The 21,834-nt window shown below is 76.8% G+C and carries 22 protein-coding genes and 1 pseudogene; 12 read left to right on the top strand and 11 right to left on the bottom strand.

Going from position 1 to position 21,834, the window contains the following annotated elements; all coding sequences use genetic code 11:
- Positions 1–8 precede the first annotated feature (8 nt).
- The 3 genes and pseudogenes from LO771_RS31730 to LO771_RS25625 all read right to left on the bottom strand — a co-directional run.
- A pseudogene (locus tag LO771_RS31730) lies at positions 9–147 on the bottom strand (ATP-binding protein); the annotation flags it as partial.
- A gap of 496 nt (positions 148–643) precedes the next feature.
- Positions 644–1,591, bottom strand: coding sequence for a VCBS repeat-containing protein (locus tag LO771_RS31490; RefSeq protein WP_230746913.1), 948 nt, complete (start codon positions 1,589–1,591; stop codon positions 644–646).
- A 275-nt stretch (positions 1,592–1,866) separates the two neighbouring features.
- Positions 1,867–2,829 carry a hypothetical protein gene (locus tag LO771_RS25625; RefSeq protein ID WP_230746912.1) on the bottom strand — a complete coding sequence of 321 codons (963 nt, stop codon included), beginning with the start codon at positions 2,827–2,829 and terminating at the stop codon, positions 1,867–1,869.
- 113 nt (positions 2,830–2,942) lie between these two features.
- Between LO771_RS25625 and dapE the strand changes: the two genes are divergently transcribed.
- Entirely contained in the window at positions 2,943–4,025 is a 1,083-nt protein-coding gene (gene dapE, locus LO771_RS25620; RefSeq protein ID WP_230746911.1) for a succinyl-diaminopimelate desuccinylase, read from the top strand.
- A 52-nt stretch (positions 4,026–4,077) separates the two neighbouring features.
- Complete coding sequence (locus LO771_RS25615) at positions 4,078–4,995, top strand: TIGR00730 family Rossman fold protein (RefSeq protein ID WP_230746910.1); 918 nt, start codon at positions 4,078–4,080, stop codon at positions 4,993–4,995.
- Positions 4,996–5,047: 52 nt separating this feature from the next.
- Here the strand turns inward: LO771_RS25615 and folP are convergent, their stop codons facing one another.
- Positions 5,048–5,860: a dihydropteroate synthase gene (folP, locus tag LO771_RS25610; RefSeq protein WP_230746939.1), complete on the bottom strand. Its 813-nt coding sequence runs from the start codon at positions 5,858–5,860 to the stop codon at positions 5,048–5,050.
- Between the two features lie 226 nt (positions 5,861–6,086).
- Here folP and LO771_RS25605 point away from each other — a divergent pair, with 226 nt between their 5' ends.
- A complete protein-coding gene (locus tag LO771_RS25605; RefSeq protein WP_230746909.1) occupies positions 6,087–6,503 on the top strand; it encodes a DivIVA domain-containing protein in 417 nt (138 codons plus the stop codon).
- Positions 6,500–7,087 (top strand): DNA-3-methyladenine glycosylase I, encoded by a 588-nt coding sequence (locus LO771_RS25600; protein WP_308189001.1) that lies wholly within the window; start codon positions 6,500–6,502, stop codon positions 7,085–7,087. Before LO771_RS25605 ends, LO771_RS25600 begins: the two co-directional genes overlap by 4 nt.
- 52 nt (positions 7,088–7,139) lie before the next feature.
- On the opposite strand, the gene LO771_RS25595 is transcribed toward LO771_RS25600, so the two are convergent.
- Positions 7,140–7,943, bottom strand: coding sequence for an enoyl-CoA hydratase/isomerase family protein (locus LO771_RS25595; RefSeq protein WP_230746908.1), 804 nt, complete (start codon positions 7,941–7,943; stop codon positions 7,140–7,142).
- 438 nt (positions 7,944–8,381) lie between these two features.
- Between LO771_RS25595 and LO771_RS25590 the strand changes: the two genes are divergently transcribed.
- Positions 8,382–8,549 (top strand): DUF3117 domain-containing protein, encoded by a 168-nt coding sequence (locus tag LO771_RS25590; RefSeq protein WP_107101321.1) that lies wholly within the window; start codon positions 8,382–8,384, stop codon positions 8,547–8,549.
- Positions 8,550–8,802: 253 nt separating this feature from the next.
- Here the strand turns inward: LO771_RS25590 and LO771_RS25585 are convergent, their stop codons facing one another.
- Positions 8,803–9,411, bottom strand: a complete 609-nt coding sequence (locus tag LO771_RS25585) for a class I SAM-dependent methyltransferase (protein ID WP_230746907.1) — start codon at positions 9,409–9,411, stop codon at positions 8,803–8,805.
- Positions 9,412–9,728: 317 nt separating this feature from the next.
- Here LO771_RS25585 and sigE point away from each other — a divergent pair, with 317 nt between their 5' ends.
- The 5 genes from sigE to LO771_RS25560 all read left to right on the top strand — a co-directional run bounded on the left by sigE (position 9,729) and on the right by LO771_RS25560 (position 14,325).
- On the top strand, positions 9,729–10,469 hold the full coding sequence (gene sigE / locus LO771_RS25580) for an RNA polymerase sigma factor SigE (RefSeq protein WP_374228243.1): 741 nt from the start codon (positions 9,729–9,731) through the stop codon (positions 10,467–10,469).
- Positions 10,466–11,416: an anti-sigma factor gene (locus tag LO771_RS25575; RefSeq protein ID WP_230746904.1), complete on the top strand. Its 951-nt coding sequence runs from the start codon at positions 10,466–10,468 to the stop codon at positions 11,414–11,416. The genes sigE and LO771_RS25575 overlap by 4 nt, the downstream gene beginning before the upstream one ends.
- 145 nt (positions 11,417–11,561) lie before the next feature.
- Positions 11,562–12,893 (top strand): trypsin-like peptidase domain-containing protein, encoded by a 1,332-nt coding sequence (locus tag LO771_RS25570; protein WP_308189000.1) that lies wholly within the window; start codon positions 11,562–11,564, stop codon positions 12,891–12,893.
- Between the two features lie 187 nt (positions 12,894–13,080).
- Positions 13,081–13,500, top strand: coding sequence for a sec-independent translocase (locus LO771_RS25565; RefSeq protein ID WP_230746901.1), 420 nt, complete (start codon positions 13,081–13,083; stop codon positions 13,498–13,500).
- Positions 13,501–13,668: 168 nt separating this feature from the next.
- A complete protein-coding gene (locus tag LO771_RS25560) occupies positions 13,669–14,325 on the top strand; it encodes a hypothetical protein (protein WP_230746899.1) in 657 nt (218 codons plus the stop codon).
- Positions 14,326–14,500: 175 nt separating this feature from the next.
- Here LO771_RS25560 and LO771_RS25555 read toward each other — a convergent pair whose 3' ends face one another.
- The 3 genes from LO771_RS25555 to LO771_RS25545 all read right to left on the bottom strand — a co-directional run bounded on the left by LO771_RS25555 (position 14,501) and on the right by LO771_RS25545 (position 17,793).
- Positions 14,501–15,670, bottom strand: a complete 1,170-nt coding sequence (locus LO771_RS25555) for an Mrp/NBP35 family ATP-binding protein (RefSeq protein WP_230746897.1) — start codon at positions 15,668–15,670, stop codon at positions 14,501–14,503.
- A gap of 157 nt (positions 15,671–15,827) precedes the next feature.
- A complete protein-coding gene (locus LO771_RS25550) occupies positions 15,828–16,406 on the bottom strand; it encodes a DUF1003 domain-containing protein (protein ID WP_374228245.1) in 579 nt (192 codons plus the stop codon).
- Positions 16,407–16,506: 100 nt separating this feature from the next.
- Positions 16,507–17,793, bottom strand: a complete 1,287-nt coding sequence (locus tag LO771_RS25545) for a magnesium transporter MgtE N-terminal domain-containing protein (RefSeq protein WP_230746895.1) — start codon at positions 17,791–17,793, stop codon at positions 16,507–16,509.
- Between the two features lie 320 nt (positions 17,794–18,113).
- On the opposite strand from LO771_RS25545, the gene LO771_RS25540 reads away from it, so the two are divergent.
- Positions 18,114–18,839: a hypothetical protein gene (locus tag LO771_RS25540; protein ID WP_230746891.1), complete on the top strand. Its 726-nt coding sequence runs from the start codon at positions 18,114–18,116 to the stop codon at positions 18,837–18,839.
- A 45-nt stretch (positions 18,840–18,884) separates the two neighbouring features.
- Here LO771_RS25540 and LO771_RS25535 read toward each other — a convergent pair whose 3' ends face one another.
- A complete protein-coding gene (locus LO771_RS25535) occupies positions 18,885–19,442 on the bottom strand; it encodes a hypothetical protein (protein WP_230746889.1) in 558 nt (185 codons plus the stop codon).
- Positions 19,443–19,591: 149 nt separating this feature from the next.
- Between LO771_RS25535 and LO771_RS25530 the strand changes: the two genes are divergently transcribed.
- Positions 19,592–20,587, top strand: coding sequence for a DMT family transporter (locus LO771_RS25530; protein WP_374228242.1), 996 nt, complete (start codon positions 19,592–19,594; stop codon positions 20,585–20,587).
- Positions 20,588–20,645: 58 nt separating this feature from the next.
- On the opposite strand, the gene LO771_RS25525 is transcribed toward LO771_RS25530, so the two are convergent.
- A complete protein-coding gene (locus tag LO771_RS25525) occupies positions 20,646–21,761 on the bottom strand; it encodes a magnesium and cobalt transport protein CorA (RefSeq protein ID WP_230746885.1) in 1,116 nt (371 codons plus the stop codon).
- Positions 21,762–21,834 lie beyond the last annotated feature (73 nt).

The raw sequence follows: 21,834 nt of genomic DNA, 5'->3' as shown, positions 1-21,834 counted from the left end.
GCTGTCGAGCTGGGTCAGCCCACCCAGGTCGGCCGTCCGGGGCAGCTCCGCGGCGGACGCGGTGCCGGCCGCCGCGACCACGGGGGCCGCTCCGGCCGCGACGAGCAGCGCGGCCTGGGCGATCCGACGCGTGAGGGGGAGAGACATGGTGCTCCTAACGGAAATGCGAACAGGACCCGTCCGCCGGGCGGACGTGGTGATTACCGCCGGGGGAGCGGGAAGGTTGCGGCCGCCGGAAGCAAAGACTCGGTAAAGCGGAGGGCGGCCTCCGTGTCGCATTACGGACATTGCGCCCGCGGGGTGCTTCGTCCGCGGAGCGCCGTTCCCCTTGCGCCGCAACGGCGGCGGCCCCCTCGCCCGGTGCGGCGCCCCTCCGTCCGCGGGCCCCGCCCCCGGGCCGTGCAGCCGTCAACCGGCGGCCGGGCCGGTTCATCCCCCGGTGGGTCCCCCGGACGCCCCGGACGCTGCCGGCGCCCCGTGCGCCCCGTGCGCCCCGTGCGTCCCGTGTGTCCCGTGCGCCCCGGACGTCGCGGCGGACGCGGACGGGCCCCGGTGCGCCGCACGCGGCGGCGCACCGGGGCCCGTGGCCGCGGCCGCAGCCCGTCCGGGTTCGGCCGGGCCGGGCCGGACGGATCCGGCCGGGTCAGAAGATGATCTTCTCGTTCCTCAGGGCGGTCCCCAGCGAGTAGCGGGCGGCGAACGGCCGGCTCACCCGGTTGTAGCCGCGGAACAGCCACAGACGGCCGGAGGTGTCCCGGGCCAGGAAGTCCGAGCGGCCGTCCCGGTTCACGTCGCCGGTGGAGAGCACGTAGTCGTAGCCCCGGAAGTTGGTGGCCAGGCGGATCCGGCGGTGGAACGGCCGCTTCACGTCGCCGGTGCCCGGGTGCACCCACACCGTGTTGTGGTAGTCCACGCCGAGCAGGTCGGTGCGGCCGTCGCCGGTGTAGTCGAACTTGCCGAAGATCGCGCGGTAGGTGTTCCAGCCGCTGCCGACCCGGATGCGCCGGCCGAGGTGCCCGTTGGAGTAGCCGGGGTGCACCCACAGCACGCCGGACCGGTCGCGGCCGACCACGTCGTCGGCCGCGGTGCCGCCCAGGTTCCCCGGCATGGCGAGCGCGGTGTAGCCGTTCCAGCCGGCCCCCTCGTCGACGGGCTTGGAGACGCCGGAGACGAAGCCGTACAGGTGGCCGTTGCTCCTGTGGCGCAGGAACACGTCCTCGGTGCGGTCGCTGTTGATGCTGCCCGCCACCGCGCCGTTCACGAAGGAGTAGCCGGAGTAGCACGTCGGCGAGCCGAAGCCGCCCTTGCTCGACGGGTTCCACCCGCAGAGGGTGCCCTTGCCGTCGATGGCGTTCAGCGGCAGGGCGGCGACGCGGCTGGTGCCCGCCCGGGCGAGGGCGGACGGCAGGGCGACGGCGCCCTGCGGGACGCCGGTGCGGACGGCGGCGGTCGGGGCGGCCGGGGCGGACGGGCCCGCGGCCTCGGCGGCCGTCGCGGTGCCGGCCATGGCGGCCGCCATGCCGGCCGCGGCCGTCGCGGTGGCCAGGCGGCGGAGGGTGCGGCGGGCGCCGCCGGGGAGGGAGGACTGCACAGGTGACTCCTCGTCGTCGGGACAGGGGTGTGCACCCGCCGTCGCGGCAGCCGGAGCCCGAAAGTGTGCGGTCGCGCCGGTACGGCGCGGATCCCCCCGCTTCCCCCGTGTGTCCCCCTGCAGCGCGCCCGGGAGGCGCACGCGACGACTGTAGCCAACCCCCGTGACACTCGAACACCTGATTGCGGTTCCGCCCGGCCGGCCCGGGACCTGGGCCCGGGCCGGGGGCCGCGGTCCTGCCCGGGGACCGCGGTCCGCGCCGGGGGTGCCCCGTGTCAGCCGCCCGCGGTCACCAGCACCCGTCCGGCGGGCGCCCGCTCCCCGCCGGCCCGCCAGGCGCCGGAGGACCCGCCGGTCCGCCACTCCGCGCCCCCGTACGCCACCGACGCGACGCCCAGGTCCGCCGCCCGCGCCACCGCCCAGTGCGCCACCGCCCAGCCGCCGCGGCGGGCCGCCGCGCCCTCACCGGACGGCAGCAGCTCCAGGCCGCGGCCCCCGGCCGCGGCACGCACCGCGACGGTGCGGCCGAAGTCCCGCCGCACCTGCGCGGCGATCCGCCGGGCGCCCGCGGTCAGCCCGTCCCGCCCGACCCGCGGCGAGGCCGCGGCCACCGGCGCCGCGCCGTCCACGGTGCAGCCCAGCGACTCCGCCTCGCGCCCGGTGAGGGAGCCCGCGAGCACCGTGGCGTCGGTCTCGTGCTTGGCGTACGCCTGCGGGAAGCCGCTCTTCTGCACCGCCTGGGCCGCCTCGGTGAGCGGCAGCCGCGAGTAGCCGGGGACCTTCGCCAGCCCGTCGAAGAACTTGTTGGCGGTGTACACCGGGTCGGCGATCTGCCGGGCGGTGCCCCAGCCCTGCGACGGCCGCTGCTGGAACAGGCCGATCGAGTCGCGGTCCCCGCCCACCAGGTTCTCCAGGTGCGACTCCTGCAGCGCGGTGGCCAGGGCGATGGTGACCGCCCGCTCCGGCAGGTTCCGCGACCGGGCCACGGCCGCGATCACGGCGGCGTTGGACGCCTGCGTGGGGTCCAGCACCACCTCCCCGGCGGCGGTGACGACGTGGCACTCCTCGGCGGCGGGCAGGACGTGGCGGCGCTCCGCGAACAGCACGGCCGCCGCCAGCACGGCCAGCGCCAGCACGGCCGGCAGCAGCCACCGCCACCGGCGCCTCCGCCGCGCGGACGCCCCCTTCGGCGGCGCGCCCGCCGGCGGTGCCCCTGCCGAGGATGTCCCCATCGCCATCGGACGCCGTCCCTCCCTGCCCTCCCTGCCCTGCGGCCACCCAAGGTACCGGCAGGCCGCGGCGGAGCACGAGGTGCGGCCGGCCCCCGACGGGCCTTCGTTAGGGTGGTCGCATGAGCGATCACCGGCCCGCCCCCGCCCTCCTCGACCTCTCCCTGGACGGCGGCGCGCTCACCGCGCAGCTCGTCGACATCCCGTCCGTCAGCGGGGACGAGAAGGCCGTCGCCGACGCGGTGGAGGCGGCGCTGCGCACCCTGCCCCACCTGGCCGTGGACCGGTACGGCAACAACGTGGTCGCCCGCACCTCCCTCGGCCGCGCCGAGCGGGTGGTGCTCGCCGGGCACCTGGACACCGTGCCGATCGCCGACAACCTGCCCTCCCGCGTCGAGGGCGACCTGCTCCACGGCTGCGGCACCTCCGACATGAAGTCCGGCGTCGCCGTGCAGCTGCGGATCGCCGCCACCGTCCCGGAGCCCAACCGCGACCTCACCTTCGTCTTCTACGACTGCGAGGAGGTCGAGGCCTCCCGCAACGGCCTCGGCCACCTCGCCCGCGAGCGGCCCGAGTGGCTGCACGGCGACTTCGCCGTGCTGCTGGAGCCCAGCGGCGCCGTCGTGGAGGGCGGCTGCCAGGGCACCCTGCGGGTGCGGGTCCGGGTCACCGGGCAGCGGGCGCACGCCGCCCGCAGCTGGCTCGGCGACAACGCCGTCCACCGCACCGGCGAGCTGCTCACGCGGCTGGCCGCCTACCGGCCGCGGCGGGTGGAGATCGACGGCCTGGAGTACCGCGAGGGCCTCAACGCGGTGGGGATCGAGGGCGGCGTGGCCGGCAACGTCATCCCCGACCTGTGCACCGTCACCGTGAACTTCCGCTTCGCGCCGGACCGCACGGTGGCGCAGGCCGAGGCGCACGTCCGGGAGGTCCTGGACGGCTACGACGTCGAGGTCACCGACGCGGCCCCCGGCGCCCTGCCCGGCCTCGCCCACCCGGCGGCCAAGGCCTTCCTCGCGGCCACCGGCGGCGAGCCGCGGGCCAAGTACGGCTGGACCGACGTCGCCCGCTTCGCCGGCCTCGGCATCCCCGCCGTGAACTACGGCCCCGGCGAGCCGAACCTCGCCCACAAGCGCGAGGAGCACTGCTCGCTCGCGGCCGTCGCCGCGTGCGAGCGCCGCCTGCGGGAGTGGCTCACCGCCTGACGTCCGGGCCCGTCCGCCCCCGTCCGGGCCCCGGCGCCACTACCCTTCCTGCATGAACGGCACTGGTGGGCAGGGAACGGGCCCGGGCGACGGGCAGGGCGACGGGCTGCGCGAGGCGCTGCCGAACGGTCGGGGACCGGCGGTCCCGGCGGCGGGTCCGCCGGGGCGCCACCGCTGGCCGGAGCGCCAGCAGGGGCCGCTGCTGCTGCGGCGCGGCCGCGTCGGGGCGCAGACCACCGACCAGCGGCTGCTGGACACCACCGGCCCCACGGACTGGCTGCACACCGACCCCTGGCGGGTGCTGCGGATCACCTCCGAGTTCGTCGAGGGCTTCGGCGCGCTGGCCGAGCTGCCGTCCGCGGTGAGCGTCTTCGGCTCCGCCCGCACCCCCCGCGACTCGGAGGAGTACCGGACGGGCGTCGAGGTCGGCCGGGCGCTCGCCCGGGCCGGCTACACGGTGATCACCGGCGGCGGGCCCGGGGCGATGGAGGCCGCCAACCGGGGCGCCTCCGAGGCCGGCGGCGTGTCGGTGGGCCTCGGCATCGAGCTCCCCTTCGAGCAGGGGCTCAACGAGTACGTCGACCTGGGGCTCAACTTCCGGTACTTCTTCGTCCGCAAGACGATGTTCGTGAAGTACTCCCAGGCCTTCGTGGTGCTGCCGGGCGGCTTCGGGACCCTCGACGAGCTCTTCGAGGCGCTGACCCTGGTGCAGACCCGCAAGGTCACCCGGTTCCCGGTGGTGCTCTTCGGCACCGCCTACTGGGGCGGCCTGGTCGAGTGGCTGCGCGGCACCCTCGTCGCCGAGGGCAAGGCGTCCCCCGCCGACCTGGACCTCTTCCACGTCACCGACGACGTGGCCGAGGTGATGAAGGTGATCGAGGACGCCCGGCGGCGCAACGGCGTCTCCGCCCAGGAGACCGCCGAGGCGGCGGCGTACGCGGCCTTCGAGGAGAACGTCGAGGAGTGCTGAGGGGCCCCCGGGCCCCGGACGGCCGGGGCCGGCCGGGGCCCGGGGCGCCGCGTCAGGCCAGGCCCCGGCGGGCCACCGCCGGCGGCCGGGTGCCGCGGATCGACGCGACCATGTCCAGGACCTGCCGGGTCTCCGCCACCTGGTGCGCCCGGTAGATCCGGGCGCCCAGCCAGGCGGAGACCGCGGTGGCCGCCAGCGTGCCCAGCAGCCGCCCGTCGACCGGCCGGTCCAGGGTCTCGCCGACGAAGTCCTTGTTGGAGAGCGACACCAGCACCGGCCAGCCGGTCGCCGTCATCTCCGGCAGGCGGCGGGTGGCCTCCAGCGAGTGGCGGGTGTTCTTGCCGAAGTCGTGGCCGGGGTCGATGACCACGGCGTCCCGCCGCACGCCGAGGGCGACCGCCCGCTCCGCCAGCCCGGTGGTGACCCGCAGGATGTCCGCCATGACGTCCTCGTAGCCCACGCGGTGCGGCCGGGTGCGGGGCTCGGCGCCGCCCGCGTGGGTGCAGACGAGGCCCGCGTCGTACCGGGCGGCCACCTCGGCCAGCTTCGGGTCCACCCCGCCCCAGGCGTCGTTCAGCAGGTCCGCGCCCGCCTCGCAGACCGCCTCGCCCACCTCGTGCCGCCAGGTGTCCACGCTGATCACCACCTCCGGGTGGCGCCTGCGCAGCTCGGCCACGAACGGCACCGTGCGCCGCAGCTCCTCCTCGACGGTGACCTCCTCGCCGGGGCCGGCCTTCACCCCGCCGATGTCGAGGATCGCGGCGCCCTCGGCCACCGCGCGGTCGGCGGCGGCGAAGGCGGCCTCGTCGGCGAAGGTCGCGCCGCGGTCGAAGAAGGAGTCGGGCGTCCGGTTGACGATCGCCATGACGACGAGGTCGTCGTCGCCGAACTCGCACCGTCCGAGCCTGAGTGCCACGCGTCCTCCAGAATCCGGCTGCCGGCCCGTGCGGCCCGCGACGGCCCGTGCCGTCCCGGTCCGCGCCGAGGTGGTCCATGATGGTCACCGCGCGTGCGCGATGATGGCCCGGGGGCCCTGCCAGGGACCATGATCCTCCACGCGGCGGCGCGGGGGTGACCGGGAGGAGCGGATCGTGTTCTGGTTGATCGTGGCGGGTATGGCCGTGGTGGTGGGCGTGGCCGCCCTGGTGGCGCTGGGCGCCGGCGGGTCGATGCCCGAGGCCGTGCACGACCGGCTCGTCCCCGTGCTGCCCCGGGACCGTCCCCTGGACCGGGGCGACGTCGACGGGCTGCGGCTGCCGATGGCGCTGCGCGGCTACCGCATGGACGAGGTCGACGACGTCCTCGACCGGCTCGGTGCCGAACTGGCCCTGCGCGACGCCCGCATCGCCGAGCTGGAGGCCGCCGCGGCGGGCGGCCGGGGCTCCTGGTCCGACCAGGCCGGGCCCGCCTCCGCGCCGCACGCCCCCGCGTCCCGCGAGGACGCCCCCCGGCCGGGCGGCACGACGCCCGGCGGCCCCGCGTCCGGCACCCCGGAGGACCGGGCGTGAGCGCCGCAGCCGCCGGCCCCGACGGGCTGCTGCGCTGCCCCTGGGGCCTCTCCGCCGAGGACTACCGGGCCTACCACGACACCGAGTGGGGGCGCCCGGTCCGCGGCGACGACGCGCTCTTCGAGCGGGTCTGCCTGGAGGCCTTCCAGTCCGGCCTGTCGTGGATCACGATCCTGCGCCGCCGGGAGGGCTTCCGCGCCGCCTTCGCCGGCTTCGTGATCGAGCGGGTCGCGGCCTTCACCGAGGCCGACCGCGAGCGGCTGCTGCAGGACCCCGGCATCATCCGCAACCGCGCCAAGATCGACGCGGCGGTCTCCAACGCCCGCGCCGCCCTGGAGCTGCCCGACGGCCTGGACGCGCTGGTCTGGTCGTACGCGGGCGACCCCGGCCGCCCGGCGCCGCGCACCCTCGCCGACGTGCCGGCCGCCACCCCGGAGTCCGCGGCGCTCGCGAAGGAGCTCAAGCGCCGCGGCTTCCGCTTCGTGGGGCCCACCACCGCCTACGCGCTCATGCAGGCGTGCGGGCTGGTCGACGACCACCTGGCCGACTGCCGGTTCCGGGGCGGGGCGGCGCCCGCCGCCTGACGGGCGACCGCCCCCGGCGCCCGGCGGGCCACCGCGCCCGCCGCCCGGCGGGCTAGCGGCCCAGGTACTCGGGCTTCTCCTTGGCGAGGAACGCCCGGACGGCGATCGCGTGGTCCTCCGAGGCGCCGGCCCGGGTCTGGAGCTCGTCCTCCTTCTCCAGCGCCTCGGCGAGCGAGTGCGACCAGCCGAAGTCGACGGACTCCTTGAGGGCGCCCAGCGCCACCGTCGGCCCCTCGGCCAGGCGGCGGGCGAAGTCGCGGGCGGCGGCGGCCAGCTCCGCCGCCGGGACCACCCGGGTGGCCAGGCCGATCTCCAGCGCCTCCGGCGCCTTCACCGTGCGCGGCATCATCAGCAGCTCGGTCGCCCGCGCGTGCCCGACCAGGCGCGGCAGCGTCCAGGACGCGCCGGAGTCGGCGGTCAGCGCGACGCCCGCGAAGGAGGTGTTGAAGCCCGCCGTGTCGGCGACGATCCGGAAGTCGCAGGCGAACGCGAGGGACGCCCCTGCCCCGGCGGCCACCCCGTTGACCGCCGCCACGGTCGGCTTGCGCATCCCGGCCAGCGCCCTGACCAGGGGGTTGTAGTGCTCGGCGACGGTGGCCAGCGCCGGACCGCCGCCCTCCCGCGCCCGGGCGAGGCTGCCGATGTGCTCCTTGAGGTCCTGCCCGACGCAGAACGCCCGGTCCCCGGCGCCGGTGAGCAGCACCGCGCGCACCCCCGGGTCCTCCGCCGCGGCCGCGACGGTGTCGCGCAGCGCCACCTTGGTCGGCGTGTCCAGCGCGTTCATCGCGTCCGGGCGGTTGATGACGACGACGGCGAGGCCGCCGTCGCGTTCGTACAGCACGGGGCTGTCGGCCATGGCGTGTCTGTCCTGTCCTGTGGGGGCGCGCTCCGGTGGGGACGCGGTCCTGCGGGTGGGATCACGGCCAGCATGCCGGAGCCGGACCGGGTCGCGTCAGTGTGACGTGCGGCACCCCGGCCGGTCCGGCCCGGACCGCGGTGCGGGGCGGCGCCCGGCGGCGGCCCGGCGGCGGCCGGAGGGCCGCCGGAGGTGGCCGGAGGCGGTCCGGACGGGAGCGGCCGCCGCCGCTTCCGGGGCCTCCCCGTTGCGCGTTCTTCCGGCGTCCGGACGACGGAATGGGCAGGTTTGGGGGCTGGTGGCTGCGGATGCGCGAAGAGTGATGTTGGTCATCGGGCCTTCTCATGCGGGATAATGGTCTCCGATCAATGCGTTCGATACCGGCGGTGGACGGACCGGCGGTACGTCGATGAGCAGGTTGCAGGAAGGGGAACGAGCATGGCGGCCATGAAGCCGCGGACGGGCGACGGCCCGCTCGAGGTGACCAAGGAGGGGCGGGGCATCGTCATGCGAGTTCCGCTCGAGGGCGGCGGTCGGCTCGTCGTCGAGCTCACGCCCGACGAGGCCGACGCGCTGGGCGAGGCCCTGAAGAAGGCCTGCGGCTGAGCCTGCGGAAGGCCTGCGGCTGAGGCGGCCGGCCCTTCCCCTCCGCGAGAGCGGCGAGGCCCCGCCGGGACGGACGTCCCGGCGGGGCCTCGGTGTGTGCGGCAGCGGGTGCGGCGCCCGGCCGCGCCCCTCCGGGCGGCCGGCGCCCCGGAACCCCCGGTACCGGAACCCCCGGTACCGGACCGCCCGCGGCCCCGGAACCCGCGCGCCCGCCAGGCCTCAGCGCCGGACCGGCACCAGTGCCCGACCGGCCTCAGCGCCGGACCGCGCAGAGCAGCCCGTCGCTCACCGGCAGCAGCGCCGGCAGCAGGGCGTCGCTCTCCCGGACCACCCGCACCAGCTCCCGCACCGCGTGGGTCTGGGCGTCGCGCAGCCCCGGGTCGGCCAGCCGGCCCTCCTGGAAGACGCCCTCGAAGCAGACCATCCCGCCCGGCCGCAGCAGGCGCAACGATTCTGCGAGGTACTCGCGGGACTCCGCCGCGTCCCCGTCGCAGAACACCAGGTCGTACTGGCCGTCCGCGAGCCGGGGCAGCACCTCCAGCGCCCGTCCGGCGATGAGCCGGGATCGGTTGGCGGCGAACCCGGCCGCCGCGTAGGCCTCGCGGGCCAGCTGCTGCCGGTCCGGCTCGGGGTCGACCGTGGTCAGCACCCCGTCGGGCCGCATCCCGCGCAGCAGGTACACGCCGGACACCCCGGCGCCGGTGCCGATCTCCGCGACCGCCTTGGCCCCCAGCGCCGCCGCGAGCAGCCGCAGGCAGGCGCCGCCGCCCGGCCCTATCGCCCGCACCCCGGCGCGCGCGGCCCGTGCGCGGGCGTGTGCCAGGGCGTCGTCCTCCCCGACGAAGGTGTCGGCGAGGGCCACGCCCGCGAGCCCGAAGCCGGTGATGGCTGCCTCCGTCAGGGACCTGGCCGAAGTCGATGTCGATATTTCCAGCCACAGGTTACTGGCCGTCCCGGGAACCGCGTCCGACGGCGGTGCGTTCACCGGATACGGAGGCGAACGGCCCCCGTGACGGTCCGAGCGTGTGAAACGGGCTTTATCCGGAACTGACGGGCGAGGCGGATATGGTGGTGGCCCTGCTGGGCAGAAGAGCCGACCGAGGAGGTGTGGCTGAGGGCGGCGCCCCTGTGCGGCGGCACTTCCGCAGCGCAGCGTCGGCCCGTACGCCGGAGCCCGTGATGAACCAGCCTGCGCAGTCCCCCGCCGACGAGCCCTCCGCCGACCTGCCGGCGGCCCCGCAGACGGCGATCCCGCACCAGGGGACGCCCGCCACGGCCGCCTTCGCCGAGGGCGCCGACGCGCAGGCCTGGACGCCGCCCAGCTGGGAGGAGATCGTCCAGGCGCACAGCGCCCGGGTGTACCGCCTCGCGTACCGGCTGACCGGCAACCAGCACGACGCCGAGGACCTCACCCAGGAGGTCTTCGTCCGGGTCTTCCGCTCGCTCTCCACCTACACGCCCGGCACCTTCGAGGGCTGGCTGCACCGCATCACGACCAACCTCTTCCTCGACATGGTGCGCCGCCGCCAGCGGATCCGCTTCGACGCGCTGGGCGACGACGCCGCCGAGCGGCTGCCCAGCCGCGACCCGAGCCCGGCCCAGCACTTCCACGACAACCACTTCGACGCCGACGTGCAGCAGGCGCTCGACACGCTGGCGCCGGAGTTCCGGGCCGCCGTCGTGCTCTGCGACATCGAGGGCCTGTCGTACGAGGAGATCGCCGCCACGCTCGGGGTGAAGCTCGGCACCGTCCGCAGCCGCATCCACCGCGGCCGCTCCCACCTGCGCTCCGCGCTGCGGCACCGCGCGCCGGGCTCCGCCCCGGGCCGGTCCCGGCGCGGGGGCTCCGGCCCCGCCGCGGCGGCCGCGACCGCCGCGCCCCCCGCATCCTCCGGTGACACGGGACGGAGGCCGTCGTGAGCGCTGAGCGCCACACCGGGTCGGGGCGCCGCAGCAGGCCGCAGCACGCCGGGAAGCAGCACGCCGGGAAGGACGCCGCCGCCGAGGAGCAGCAGCGCCCCGGCTCCCTCGTGGAGCTCACCCGGGTCGGCGCGGCCCCCGCGTCCGAGCAGTCCGCCGGCCGGCACCACCTGGGCGACCGGCTCGACGGCTTCGTCGACGGCGAACTCGACCACGAGGCCAGGGACCGGGTGCAGGCCCACCTGGCGACCTGCCCCGACTGCCTCGCCGAGGCGGAGGACGCCCGCGCGGTCAAGCAGCTGCTGGCCGGCGCCGGGACGCCCGGGCCCTCCGCGCTGCTGACGGCCCGGCTGCTGGCGGTCGGCGCCGACCGGCCCGACGGCGACGGCGGCACCCTCGGCGGCAGCAGGCTCGACGGCGGGTCCTTCGGCCGGGGCGCCGACCCCTTCGGAAGCGGTACGCCCTTCGGCGGCGGTGCGGCCTTCGGCACCGGGGCGCTGGGCGCGGGCACCCCCCTGCCCGGGCCCGACCCCCGGACCGTGCAGCGCGGCGGCGACCTGCGCCCGCTGGCCCGGCTGCGCAACGCGGTGGCGCCCCCCGACCGCAGGCCCGCGGGCACGGCCGCCGAGCGTTCGGCGCGGCCGTCCCCGGCTCGGGGCCGGCGGTTCGCCTTCGCGGCGGCGGGCGCCTTCTCGGTGGCCGCGGTGGCCCTCACCGGCTTCGGCGGCGTGGGCGCGGTGGACGCGCCCGCGGACGAGCCGTACGGCACCAGCGTCAGCCCGGTCGCCGACACCGGCGGCGCCTTCGACGCGGGCGAGCTCTCCCCGCTCAACGCCCCCGTGCGGGCGGGCTACCCCGTCTCCGTGCCCGCCCCGCTCCCGGACGCGGCGGCCACCGGCGCGGCGGCCTCCCCGCCGGCCGGCACGCGCCTCCACGCCGGCCGGTAGCGGCCCGCAGCCGGCCCGCAGCCCGCCCGCGGCCGGTCCCCGGGCGGGCCGCTGCTCCGCACGGTGCCCGCGGCCGCGCCGGGACTGGTTGAATCGGAGCTGCGGCCGCGGTGGCCGCGGTGGCCGCAGAGGAGCAGCAGCACGGATGAGCGCGACCGAGGAGCGGCCGGGTCGGGACGCCGGCGCGCCGCAGTGGTGGAGCCACCCCGACCGGCCGGCGGACGGGGGCGGCGCGCCCGCGGCCGGGGGCGCGGCGGACGGCCGCCCGGTGCGGGCGCCCCTGCCGCCCGCACCCCCGGAGCCGCACGGCGCCCCCGACCCCTGGGCCCCGCCCCCCACCCCGCCCGGCGACGCCGCACCGGCCCGCCGACGGCGCGCCGCGCTGCTGGCCGGGGCGGTCCTGCTGGCCCTGGTCTCGGGGACCGCGGGCGGCGGCGTGGGCGCCCTCCTGGAGGCCCGCGGCACGGGCGGCCGCCTCACCCTGCCGCAGGTCTCCGACGCGGCCGCGGAGCGGGCGCCGGGCAGCGTCGCGGCCGTCGCCCGGGCGACCCTGCCCGGCGTGGTGTACATCCACGTCAAGGGCCCCCGGGCCGAGGGCACCGGCACCGGGTTCGTCCTCGACACCCGGGGCCGCATCCTCACCAACAACCACGTGGTCGCCCCGGCGGCGTCGTCCGGCACGATCACGGTCACCTTCGACGGCGGCCAGACCCGCCGGGCCACCGTCGTCGGGCGGGACAGCGGGTACGACCTGGCGGTGATCCGGGTGGCCGGGGTCTCGGGCCTGCGGCCGCTCACCCTCGGCGACTCCGACCGGGTGCGCGTGGGCGACCCGGTGGTCGCCATCGGCGCCCCGTTCGGTCTGGAGGGCACCGTCACCACGGGCATCGTCAGCGCGACCCACCGGCCGATCACGGCCAGCGGCACGGCCGGGGGCGACGGGGTCTCGTACGTCGACGCGCTGCAGACGGACGCGCCCATCAATCCGGGCAACTCCGGGGGGCCGCTGATGGACGCGGCGGGCCGGGTGATCGGCGTCAACTCCGCCATCCGGTCGGCCTCCGGCACCGGCGACCCGTTCGGCAGCGACCAGCAGTCCGGCAGCATCGGCCTGGGCTTCGCCATCCCGGTGAACGAGGCCCGCCGGGTCGCCGAGCAGCTGGTCAACGACGGGAAGGCGGTGCACCCGGTCATCGGCGTCACCCTGGACATGCAGTTCGCGGGCGACGGGGCGAAGGTGCTGGTGCGGGCGTCCGCCAAGGGCGGGGCCCCCGTCACGCCCGGCGGTCCGGGGGACCGGGCCGGCCTCCGGCCCGGCGACGTGATCACCGCCGCCGACGGCCGGCCGGTGCACGACGGCGACCAGCTGGTGGTCGTGATCCGCAGCCACCGGCCGGGGGACACCCTGCGGCTGACCGTGGAGCGCGGCGGCAGCCGGCGCACCGTGGCGGTCGTCCTCGGAGCCGCCGGAGGCTGAGCGGGCCGGCGGCCGGGCGGTCCGGGGCCCGTCCGGGGCCCGTCCGGGGCCGCGGCACCCCGGGCCGGGGGCGGCGGTGCCCTGTCCGCCGCGCCCCGCTCCTCGGCCCTGCCTTCCGCCGGCCTCCCGTTACCCTGGTGGGGAGTGCCGCCGCACCGGTACGCCGTCCAGCAGCAGGGAGCCCCGGGTGTTCAACGACATAGGCCTGCCCGAGATGGCGGTCCTCGCCGTCATCGCGGTGGTCGTCTTCGGCCCGGACAAGCTGCCGAAGGTCATCCAGGACGCCATGGCCTTCATCCGCAAGGTCCGCTCCTTCGCCGACAACGCCAAGGCCGACATCCGCAACGAGCTCGGCCCTGAGTTCAAGGACTTCGAGTTCGAGGACCTCAACCCGAAGACCTTCGTCCGCAAGAACCTGCTGACCGGCGACGAGCTCGGGCTCAAGGAGATCCGCAACGGCTTCGACCTGGCGGCGGACGCCGAGCCCGCCCCGGCGCCGCGCCGCACGGTCTCCGGCTCCCTGGACCTGTCCAAGGACGGCGGCCCGGCCGGGGCCGGCGGTCTGCAGGCGGACGAGCGCCCCCCGTACGACCCGGACGCCACCTGAGCCGTCCGGCCCTGCCCGGGACCCGAAACACCGGTGTGTGCGGCGACACGCCGGTGCGCGCCCCTGGCCTCGCTATCCTATTTTCTGCCCTGATGCATCGTCTGTGCCCGAGGGGCCCGGCGCACCCCGCGCCGGAGCAGTGACCACAGCGGTCGGAGGAGGCCCGGGATGGACACGACGAGTCGTGCGGCGGGAGCGGCGGTCGCGCTCGACGGTTACCTGGCGGCGGACTTCCCCTGGTACGGCCTGGACGACGGCTGGACGGGCGACCGCTGGCTGCTGCAGGTCGGCGCGGGCGCGGAGGGCACCGTGGACTACGGCTCCGTCGGCCACGGCGACGAGCCCGCAGCCCGCCAGTACGAGGTGCCGGACACCCGCCGCTTCGCCGTGGTGGTCACCGTGGCGCGCCGCCCGGTGCGGCGCAGCGCCGACGGCACCGGCGTGCTGGAGGCCACCTCGGCCTCGTCGGCCGCCTGGCTGGCCGGCTCGGGCCTGCTGTCGGCCACCTGGCCGGGCCAGCTGGACCGGACGCTCCGTCAGGACTGGCTGGACCAGCAGACCGCCATCGCGTGGGACCTCGCCGACGACCTCGACGGCCCGAACTGGTCCTCGCTCAACCTCCCCGTCAACGGGCAGCCGCAGGACTTCCGCTACCGCGAGTCCGAGTACGGCTGGGTGCTGGCCGGCGAGGCCCCCGGGGTGCTGATCGGCGCCTACGGGCGCGGCATCAGCGCGTACGGGCTGGGCTTCGCCGCCGTCGGCGACGTCGCCCGCCGCTACGCCGAGCCCCGCCCGGCGGGGGCCACCGCGCTCGGCTCCTCCTGACGCACTCCCCGCACGGCGCCCCGCGGACACCGCGGGGCGCCGTCGGCGTGCCGCCGCCGTCACCGCCGCCGTCGGCGTGCGGCCCGGGGTGCGGGGTCCGGACGCACCGCGGGGCGGCCGGGACCGCGTCCCGACCGCCCCGCACCGCCCCTGCCGGGGCGCCGTGCCGCGCCGCTCAGAACTTGTTGCGCGGCGTCAGCCCCAGCGACATGCCCGCCAGACCGCGCTCCCGCCGTCCGAGCTTCGCCGCCACCGCGCGCAGCGCGGCGCCGGCCGGCGAGTCGGGGTCGGACAGGACGACCGGCTTGCCCTCGTCGCCGCCCTCGCGCAGCCGCACGTCGATCGGGATCGAGCCCAGCACCGGGACCTCGGCGCCGGTCGCCCGGGTGAGGGCCTCGGCGACGGTCCGCCCGCCGCCGGTGCCGAAGACGTCCACCATCTCGCCGCAGTGCGGGCAGGGCATGCCGGACATGTTCTCGATCACGCCGACGATCTTCTGGTGGGTCTGCAGCGCGATGGTGCCGGCCCGCTCCGCCACCTCGGCCGCGGCCTGCTGCGGGGTGGTGACGATGAGGATCTCCGCGTTGGGCACCAGCTGCGCCACCGAGATGGCGATGTCGCCGGTGCCGGGCGGCAGGTCCAGCAGCAGCACGTCCAGGTCGCCCCAGTAGACGTCCGCGAGGAACTGCTGGAGCGCGCGGTGGAGCATCGGGCCGCGCCACACCACGGGCGCGTTGCCCGGGGTGAACATGCCGATGGAGATCACCTTCACGTCGTGCGCCGACGGCGGCATGATCATGTTCTCGACCTGGGTGGGACGGCCGTCCACGCCCAGCATCCGCGGCACGCTGTGGCCGTAGATGTCGGCGTCCACCACGGCGACCTTCAGGCCGTCGGCGGCCAGCGACGCCGCCAGGTTCACGGTCACCGACGACTTGCCGACACCGCCCTTGCCGGACGCGACCGCGTACACCCGGGTCAGCGAGCCCGGCTTCGCGAAGGGGATCTCCCGCTCGGCGGCGCCGCCGCGCAGCAGCTCGGACAGCTCCCGCCGCTGCTGGTCGCTCATCACGTCCAGCTCGACCTCGACGCCGGAGACGCCGGGCACCCGTCCGACCGCCTCGGTGACGCGGGAGGTGATGGTGTCGCGCATCGGGCAGCCCGAGACGGTCAGCCAGACGGCGACGCGGACCGCGCCGCCCTCGCCGATCTCCACCGATTTCACCATGCCCAGCTCGGTGATGGGGCGGTGGATCTCCGGGTCCTGGACGGTCGTCAGCGCGCTGCGTACGGACTCCTCGAGTGCCGTCGCGCCGCCGGCCCCGCCCTGCGTCTCATTGGCCATGCACCGATGGTACGGCGCCGGGCTCCGCCCCAGCTCCGCCGGTGGGGTGCGGCCGATCACACGGCCGGGCCGCGGGGCCGACCACCCGGCCGGACCGCGGGGCCGGACCGCGCGGCCGGACCGGCCGGACCGGCCGGGCCGCCGGCGCGGCCGGGGCTCAGCGGCGGTCGGGGACGTCGTCGGCGTGCGGCGAGAGCTCCCGCCGCTGCTCCTCCAGCTCCTTGAGCAGGATCTGCAGCTCCGAGCGGAGGAAGTCGCGGGTCGCCACCTCGCCCAGGCCCTGCCGCAGGGCCGCCACCTCGCGGGTGAGGAACTCGGTGTCGGCGATGTTGCGCTCGCTGCGCGCCCGGTCCTGCTCCATGTTCACCCGGTCGCGGTCGTCCTGCCGGTTCTGCGCCAGCAGGATCAGCGGCGCCGCGTACGACGCCTGCAGCGACAGCGCCAGGGTGAGGAAGATGAAGGGGTACTGGTCGAACCGCAGGGAGCCCGGCGCCAGGCTGTTCCAGCCGACCCAGACGACCACCACCACCGTCATCCAGACGATGAACCGGCCCGTCCCCAGGAAGCGCGCGATCTGCTCCGACAGCCGCCCGAACGCCTCCGGGTCGTACGCGGGCAGCCGCACCCAGGACCGGCGCCCGCTGCGCGGCTGGTCCAGCCGGATGCGCCGCCGCTCCTCGTGCTCGCCGATCCGCGCCGCGGCGCCCTGGACCGCGGAGGGGCCCCCTTCGCGCAGCCGCAGCTCCCTGAGCTCCCTCAGCTCCCGCAGCTCGCTCTGGAGCCGGGAGCGGCCCTCCTCGCGGCCCTCCCGGTCCCGGCGGCCCCGGCCGCCCCGCTCACCGTCCACCGCCGGCCACCCCCTCGGGCGGGAGGTCCTCGACGTGCACGGTGGACTCCCGCCAGTCCTCCGGCAGCAGGTGGTCCAGGACGTCGTCCACGGTGACGGTGCCCAGCAGGTGGTCGGCGTCGTCCACGACGGGTGCGGCCACCAGGTTGTAGGTGGCCAGGTAGCTGGTGATCACGGGCAGCGGGGTGTCCGGCGGCAGCGGGTCCAGGGCGCGGTCGACGATCGCCCCGACCAGGGTGAACGGCGGCTCCCGCAGCAGCCGCTGGAAGTGCACCATGCCCAGGTAGGTCCCGGTCGGCGTCTCGCTCGGCGGCCGGCAGACGTACACCTGCGCCGCCAGCGCCGACTTCTGGTCCGCGACCCGCACGCGGGCCAGGGCCTCCGCCACCGTGGCGTCGGGCTCCAGCACGATCGGCTCGGTGGTCATCAGGCCGCCCGCGGTGTTCTCCTCGTAGCCCAGCAGGCGGCGCACCGGCTCGGCCTCGTCGGGCTCCATCAGCCGCAGCAGCCGCTCGGCCTCGTCCTCGGGCAGCTCGGAGAGCAGGTCGGCGGCGTCGTCCGGGTCCATGGCCTCCAGGATGTCGGCGGCCCGCTCGTCCTTCAGCTTGCCGATGATCTCCACCTGGTCGTCCTCGGGGAGCTCCTCCAGGACGTCCGCGAGCCGCTCGTCGTCCAGCGCCGCCGCCACCTCGACGCGGCGCTTGGCCGAGAGGTGGTGCAGCACGTTGGCCAGGTCGGCGGGGCGCAGCTGCTCGAAGGTGGCCAGCAGGTTGGCGGCGCCCTGCCCCTCCTCGGTGAGGGAGAACCCGGTGACGGCCGACCAGTCCACGGTCAGCGTCTCGCCGCGGCGGCGCAGCCGGCCCGTCTTGCCGCGCTGCACGTAGACCTTGGAGACCTCCCACTCGCGCAGCCGGGTCTGCACCATCGCCACGTCCAGGACGGTGACCTGCTCGCCGGTGTCGGTGAGGGTGACGCGCCGGTCCAGCATCTCGCCGAGCACCAGGGTCTCGGTGGGGCGCTGCTCGAAGCGCCGCATGTTGATCACGCCGGTGGTCAGCACCTGGCCGGACTCCAGGCTGGTCACCCGGGTCATCGGCAGGAAGATGCGGCGGCGGCTCACCACCTCGGCGACCAGGCCTAGCACCCGGGGCGGCCGGCCGCCCAGGCGCAGCGAGACGACGACGTCGCGGACCCGTCCCACCTGGTCGCCGTTGGGGTCGAAGACCGCGACGCCGGAGAGGTGGGAGATGAAGACCCGGTTGGCTGCTCCTGCCATGGCCTCCTCGGTCTCCTCCCTCGTCATGGCCTGCTCACGGGCGTGTCGCCGTGCAGCCAGGCTACCTGCGGCTCCGGGCGCGGGCCCGCCGGGCACGGGACCCGTGCGGCCCGCCCCGCCTGTGCACCCGTCCGTGTGTCCGTCCCGCGGGCGGGGCGTGCGGGCGCGGTGGAGGGCGCCCGGGGAGCCTCCCCGAGCCGAACCTCCGTTGCGGGTCCCCGCCTACGCTGCGGTAGCTTTCTGGCGTCCCACCAGCCCCTACCCCGACACGCTGCGGCCACCGCCCCGCCGCCCGTGCCGACCGCGGGAGGAACAGGCCCATGCCGACCCGCCGCACCGCCCTCGGCGCCGCCTGCGCGACCGCCGCCCTGGCGCTCGCCGCCGTCGCCGGCTGCAGCAGTCCGCCGCCCCCCGACCCCGACGCGGGCACCAACGGCATCGGCCGGCAGGCCCCGGAGGCCATCGCCTCCCGTGCGCGGGCGGCCGCGCTCGCCGCCCCCTCGGTCCACCTGTCCGGCACGGTCGTCAGCGGCGGGGCCACCTACCGCCTCGACGTGCGGCTCAGCGCCGCGGGCGGCACCGGGAGCGTCGTCAGCGGGAACCGCTCCTTCGAGCTGCTGCGCGTCGGCTCCCGGCTCTACGTCAAGGGCGACGCCGACTTCTACGCGCAGGCGGCCGGCGGGAAGCCGCCGAGCAGGCTGGAGGGCCGGTACGTGCGGGTCCACGCGACCGACCCCGCCTACCGGCAGCTGGCGGTCTTCACCGACAAGGCGGCCCTGCTGAACAGCATCACCGCCCTGGGCGGGCCCGCCCGCAAGGGCGACTACCGCGAGGTCGGCGGGGTGCGCACGGTCGCCGTCGGCACCGACGGGGGCAGCACCCTGCGGGTCTCGCTGGAGGGCACCCCCTACCCGGTCCGGGTGGAGCGCGCCCGCGGCGCCGGCGTCCTCGCCCTCACCGACTACGGCAAGGACCTCACGGTGAAGGCCCCGGCGCCCGGCCAGGTGCTCGACTACGGCACGGCGGGGGCGGCGGGCGGGGGCTGACGCGCGCCGGCGCCCGGCGGGCCCGTCCCGGCCCGTCGGCGCGGCTCAGCGGCCGCGGCGGCGCAGGAGCAGCCGGGGGAGCCCCGCCGGCACCGGGCGGCGGGTGGTGGCCGCGGACGGCAGGGGCCGCGCGGCGTGGGAGCCGTCGGGCATCGCGCCGGGCCGCTGCGCGGTCGGACCGGCCGTCTCCAGCCGCAGCACCCGGCACTCGCGGGCCCAGCGGTCGGTGACGGTGTCGGTGTCCGGGGCGTTGAGCCGCTTGCCCTTGAGCTCCTCGACCGCCGCCCGCCAGGCGTCCCCGCCCGGGGCCAGCTCCACCACCCGCACGGGCCAGGCCGCCAGGCGGCCGCCCTTGTCCTTGCTGCGGGCCGTCACCAGCGCGTCCTGACCGTCCGCCAGGCCGTGCAGCGGCTGCTCGGCCCCGTCGCCGACGACGACCACCGCCCCGTCCTGCCAGACGTGCCACAGGGGGCGGGCAGGAGCGCCGCCGGCCGAGACCCAGAGCAGGCCGGACTTCCTCGCGGCCTCCTCCACCAGGGCGGGGTCGAGGAACTCCCCGGCCTCCTCGGCCTGCGGGGCGGGTGCGGCGGTCACTCGGTCCATGGCGCACAGCGTACGGGGCGGGGCCGTCCCGGGCGGTCCCGGGCGGCGGGGCCGCAGGGCCGCGCCGGGGGCCGCCCCGCGCCGCGGGGGCCGCCCCGAGGGGTCCACTTCCCGGACGACAGTGGTGTCCGACGGTTACGGGCCTTACGGTGAGAGGTGCCACCCCGCCCCGCCGCACCACGAGGAGCGCCGTGCCCGCCGCCCGGCCCGAGACCCCCGCCCGCGCCACCGGTACCGGGCACGCCGGCGCCGCCGACGCCGCCGCCGGGCAGCCGCACCGCCTGCCGGTCGCCGACCTGCTCCTCCTCGCGGTCTCCGTCGGCGGCATCTCCCTCTCCGCCCCGCTGATCAGCGCCACCGCGGCCCCCGCCCTCGCCATCGCCTTCTGGCGCAACACCATGGCCGTGGGCGTCCTCGGCCCGTACGCGCTGCTGCGGCACCGCGCCGAGCTGCGCCGGATCGGCCGCCGTGCCCTGCTGCTCACCCTCGCGGCCGGCGCGCTGCTCGCCGTGCACTTCGCGCTCTGGCTGCCCAGCCTGCGGATGACCTCGGTGGCGTCCTCCACCGCCCTGGTCACCACCACGCCGCTGTGGGCCACGCTGATCATGCGGCTGCGGGGCCGGCGCGCGGCGCCCGCGGTCTGGGCGGGCACCGCCATCGCCTTCACCGGCGTGCTGGTGCTGACCGGCGTCGACCTCTCGCTCTCCCCCCGGGCCCTGGCCGGCGACGCCCTGGCGCTGGCGGCGGGCCTGGCCGCCGCCGGCTACCTGCTGCTGGGCGCCGAGGTCCGGCGCACCGTCTCCACCACGGCGTACACGCTCGTCTGCTATGCGACCACGGCGGTGCTGCTGCTCGCCGCCGCCCTCGCCTCGGGGACCGCCCTCGCCGGCTGGGACGCCGGGACGTGGGGGAAGCTGGCACTGCTGACCGCCGCCGCGCAGCTGCTCGGCCACTCGCTCAGCAACCGGGTGGTGCGCACCCTGGGGCCGGCGGTGACCTCCACCGCGATCCTGCTGGAGACGCCCGGCGCCGCGCTGATCGCCGCCCTGTGGCTCGGGCAGATGCCGCCCGTCGCCGCCTACCCGGCGGTCGCGCTGATCCTCGCCGGCCTGGTGCTGGTGGTCCGCGCCGGCCGGCGCGGCTGAGCCGCCCGTCCTGCGGCTTCCGGGCCGGGCGCGCCCGGCCCGGAAGCCGCAGGACGGATCAGAGCCAGCCGTTGCGGCGGAAGCCGCGGTACATCATGGCGCAGACCACGGCGATGCCGACCAGCACCGCCGGGTAGCCGTACTCGGACGTCAGCTCCGGCATGTGCTCGAAGTTCATCCCGTACACGCCGGTGATCATGGTGGGCACGGCGAAGATGGCGGCCCACGCGGTGATCTTGCGCATGTCCTCGTTCTGCGCCACCGAGACCTGGGCGAGGTTCGCCTGGAGCAGCGAGTTGAGCAGCTCGTCGAAGGCGGAGACCTGCTCGTTGACCCGGGCCAGGTGGTCGGCGACGTCGCGGAAGTACTTCTGGATGTCCGGGTCCACCAGGCGCATCGGCCGCTCGGAGAGCAGCTGCATCGGCCGCAGCAGCGGGCCGGCGGCGCGCTTGAACTCCAGCACCTCGCGCTTGAGCTGGTACACCCGGCCGATGTCGGCGCTCTTCGTGCTCCGGGGCGAGAAGACGTCGGACTCCACCTCGTCCACGTCCGTCTGCAGCTCGTCGACCACCGCCAGGTAGTCGTCGACGACCCGGTCGGCGATGGCGTGCAGCACCGCGGACGGGCCCTTGGCCAGCAGCTCCGTGTCCTCCTCCAGGCGGCGGCGCAGGCCGCGCAGCGAGCCGTGGCCGCCGTGCCGCACGGTGATGACGAAGTCCCGGCCGGTGAAGACCATCACCTCGCCGGTGGAGACCACCTCGCTGGTCGGCGTGAGCTGGTCGTGCTCCACGTACCGGATCGTCTTGAAGACGGCGAAGAGCACGTCGTCGTACCGCTCCAGCTTCGGCCGCTGGTGGGCGTGGACGGCGTCCTCCACCGCCAGCGGGTGCAGGCCGAAGCGCTTGGCGATGCCCTCGAACTCGGCCTCGGTGGGCTCGTGCAGGCCGATCCAGACGAAGGAGCCGCCCTCGACCGGGTCGCCGTCGGCGGCCAGCCGCACCCGGTGGGCGGCCTCGCGCGGCGAGCAGGAGTCGCCCACGCGCCTCCCGCCGGAGTACACGGCGCAGTCCACCACCGCGCTGGGGGCGGAGTCGGTCGGGGTGCCGTCGTAGGGGGCGCCGGGGCGGCGGCGGTGCGGTCGGACTGCGGCGCGCAGGTCGCGGATCATCGACATGGCGGGCTCCTTCACGGGAAGGGCCGTCGACTGCCGGCGGGGCGGGACGGGGCGGTGCGGGCCCGCCCCGGCA

The organism is Streptacidiphilus sp. ASG 303, assembly GCF_020991365.1.
Classification (GTDB): domain Bacteria; phylum Actinomycetota; class Actinomycetes; order Streptomycetales; family Streptomycetaceae; genus Peterkaempfera.
Note: the sequence above shows the minus strand (reverse complement) of the source record. Positions and strands in the feature narration are given on the sequence as shown.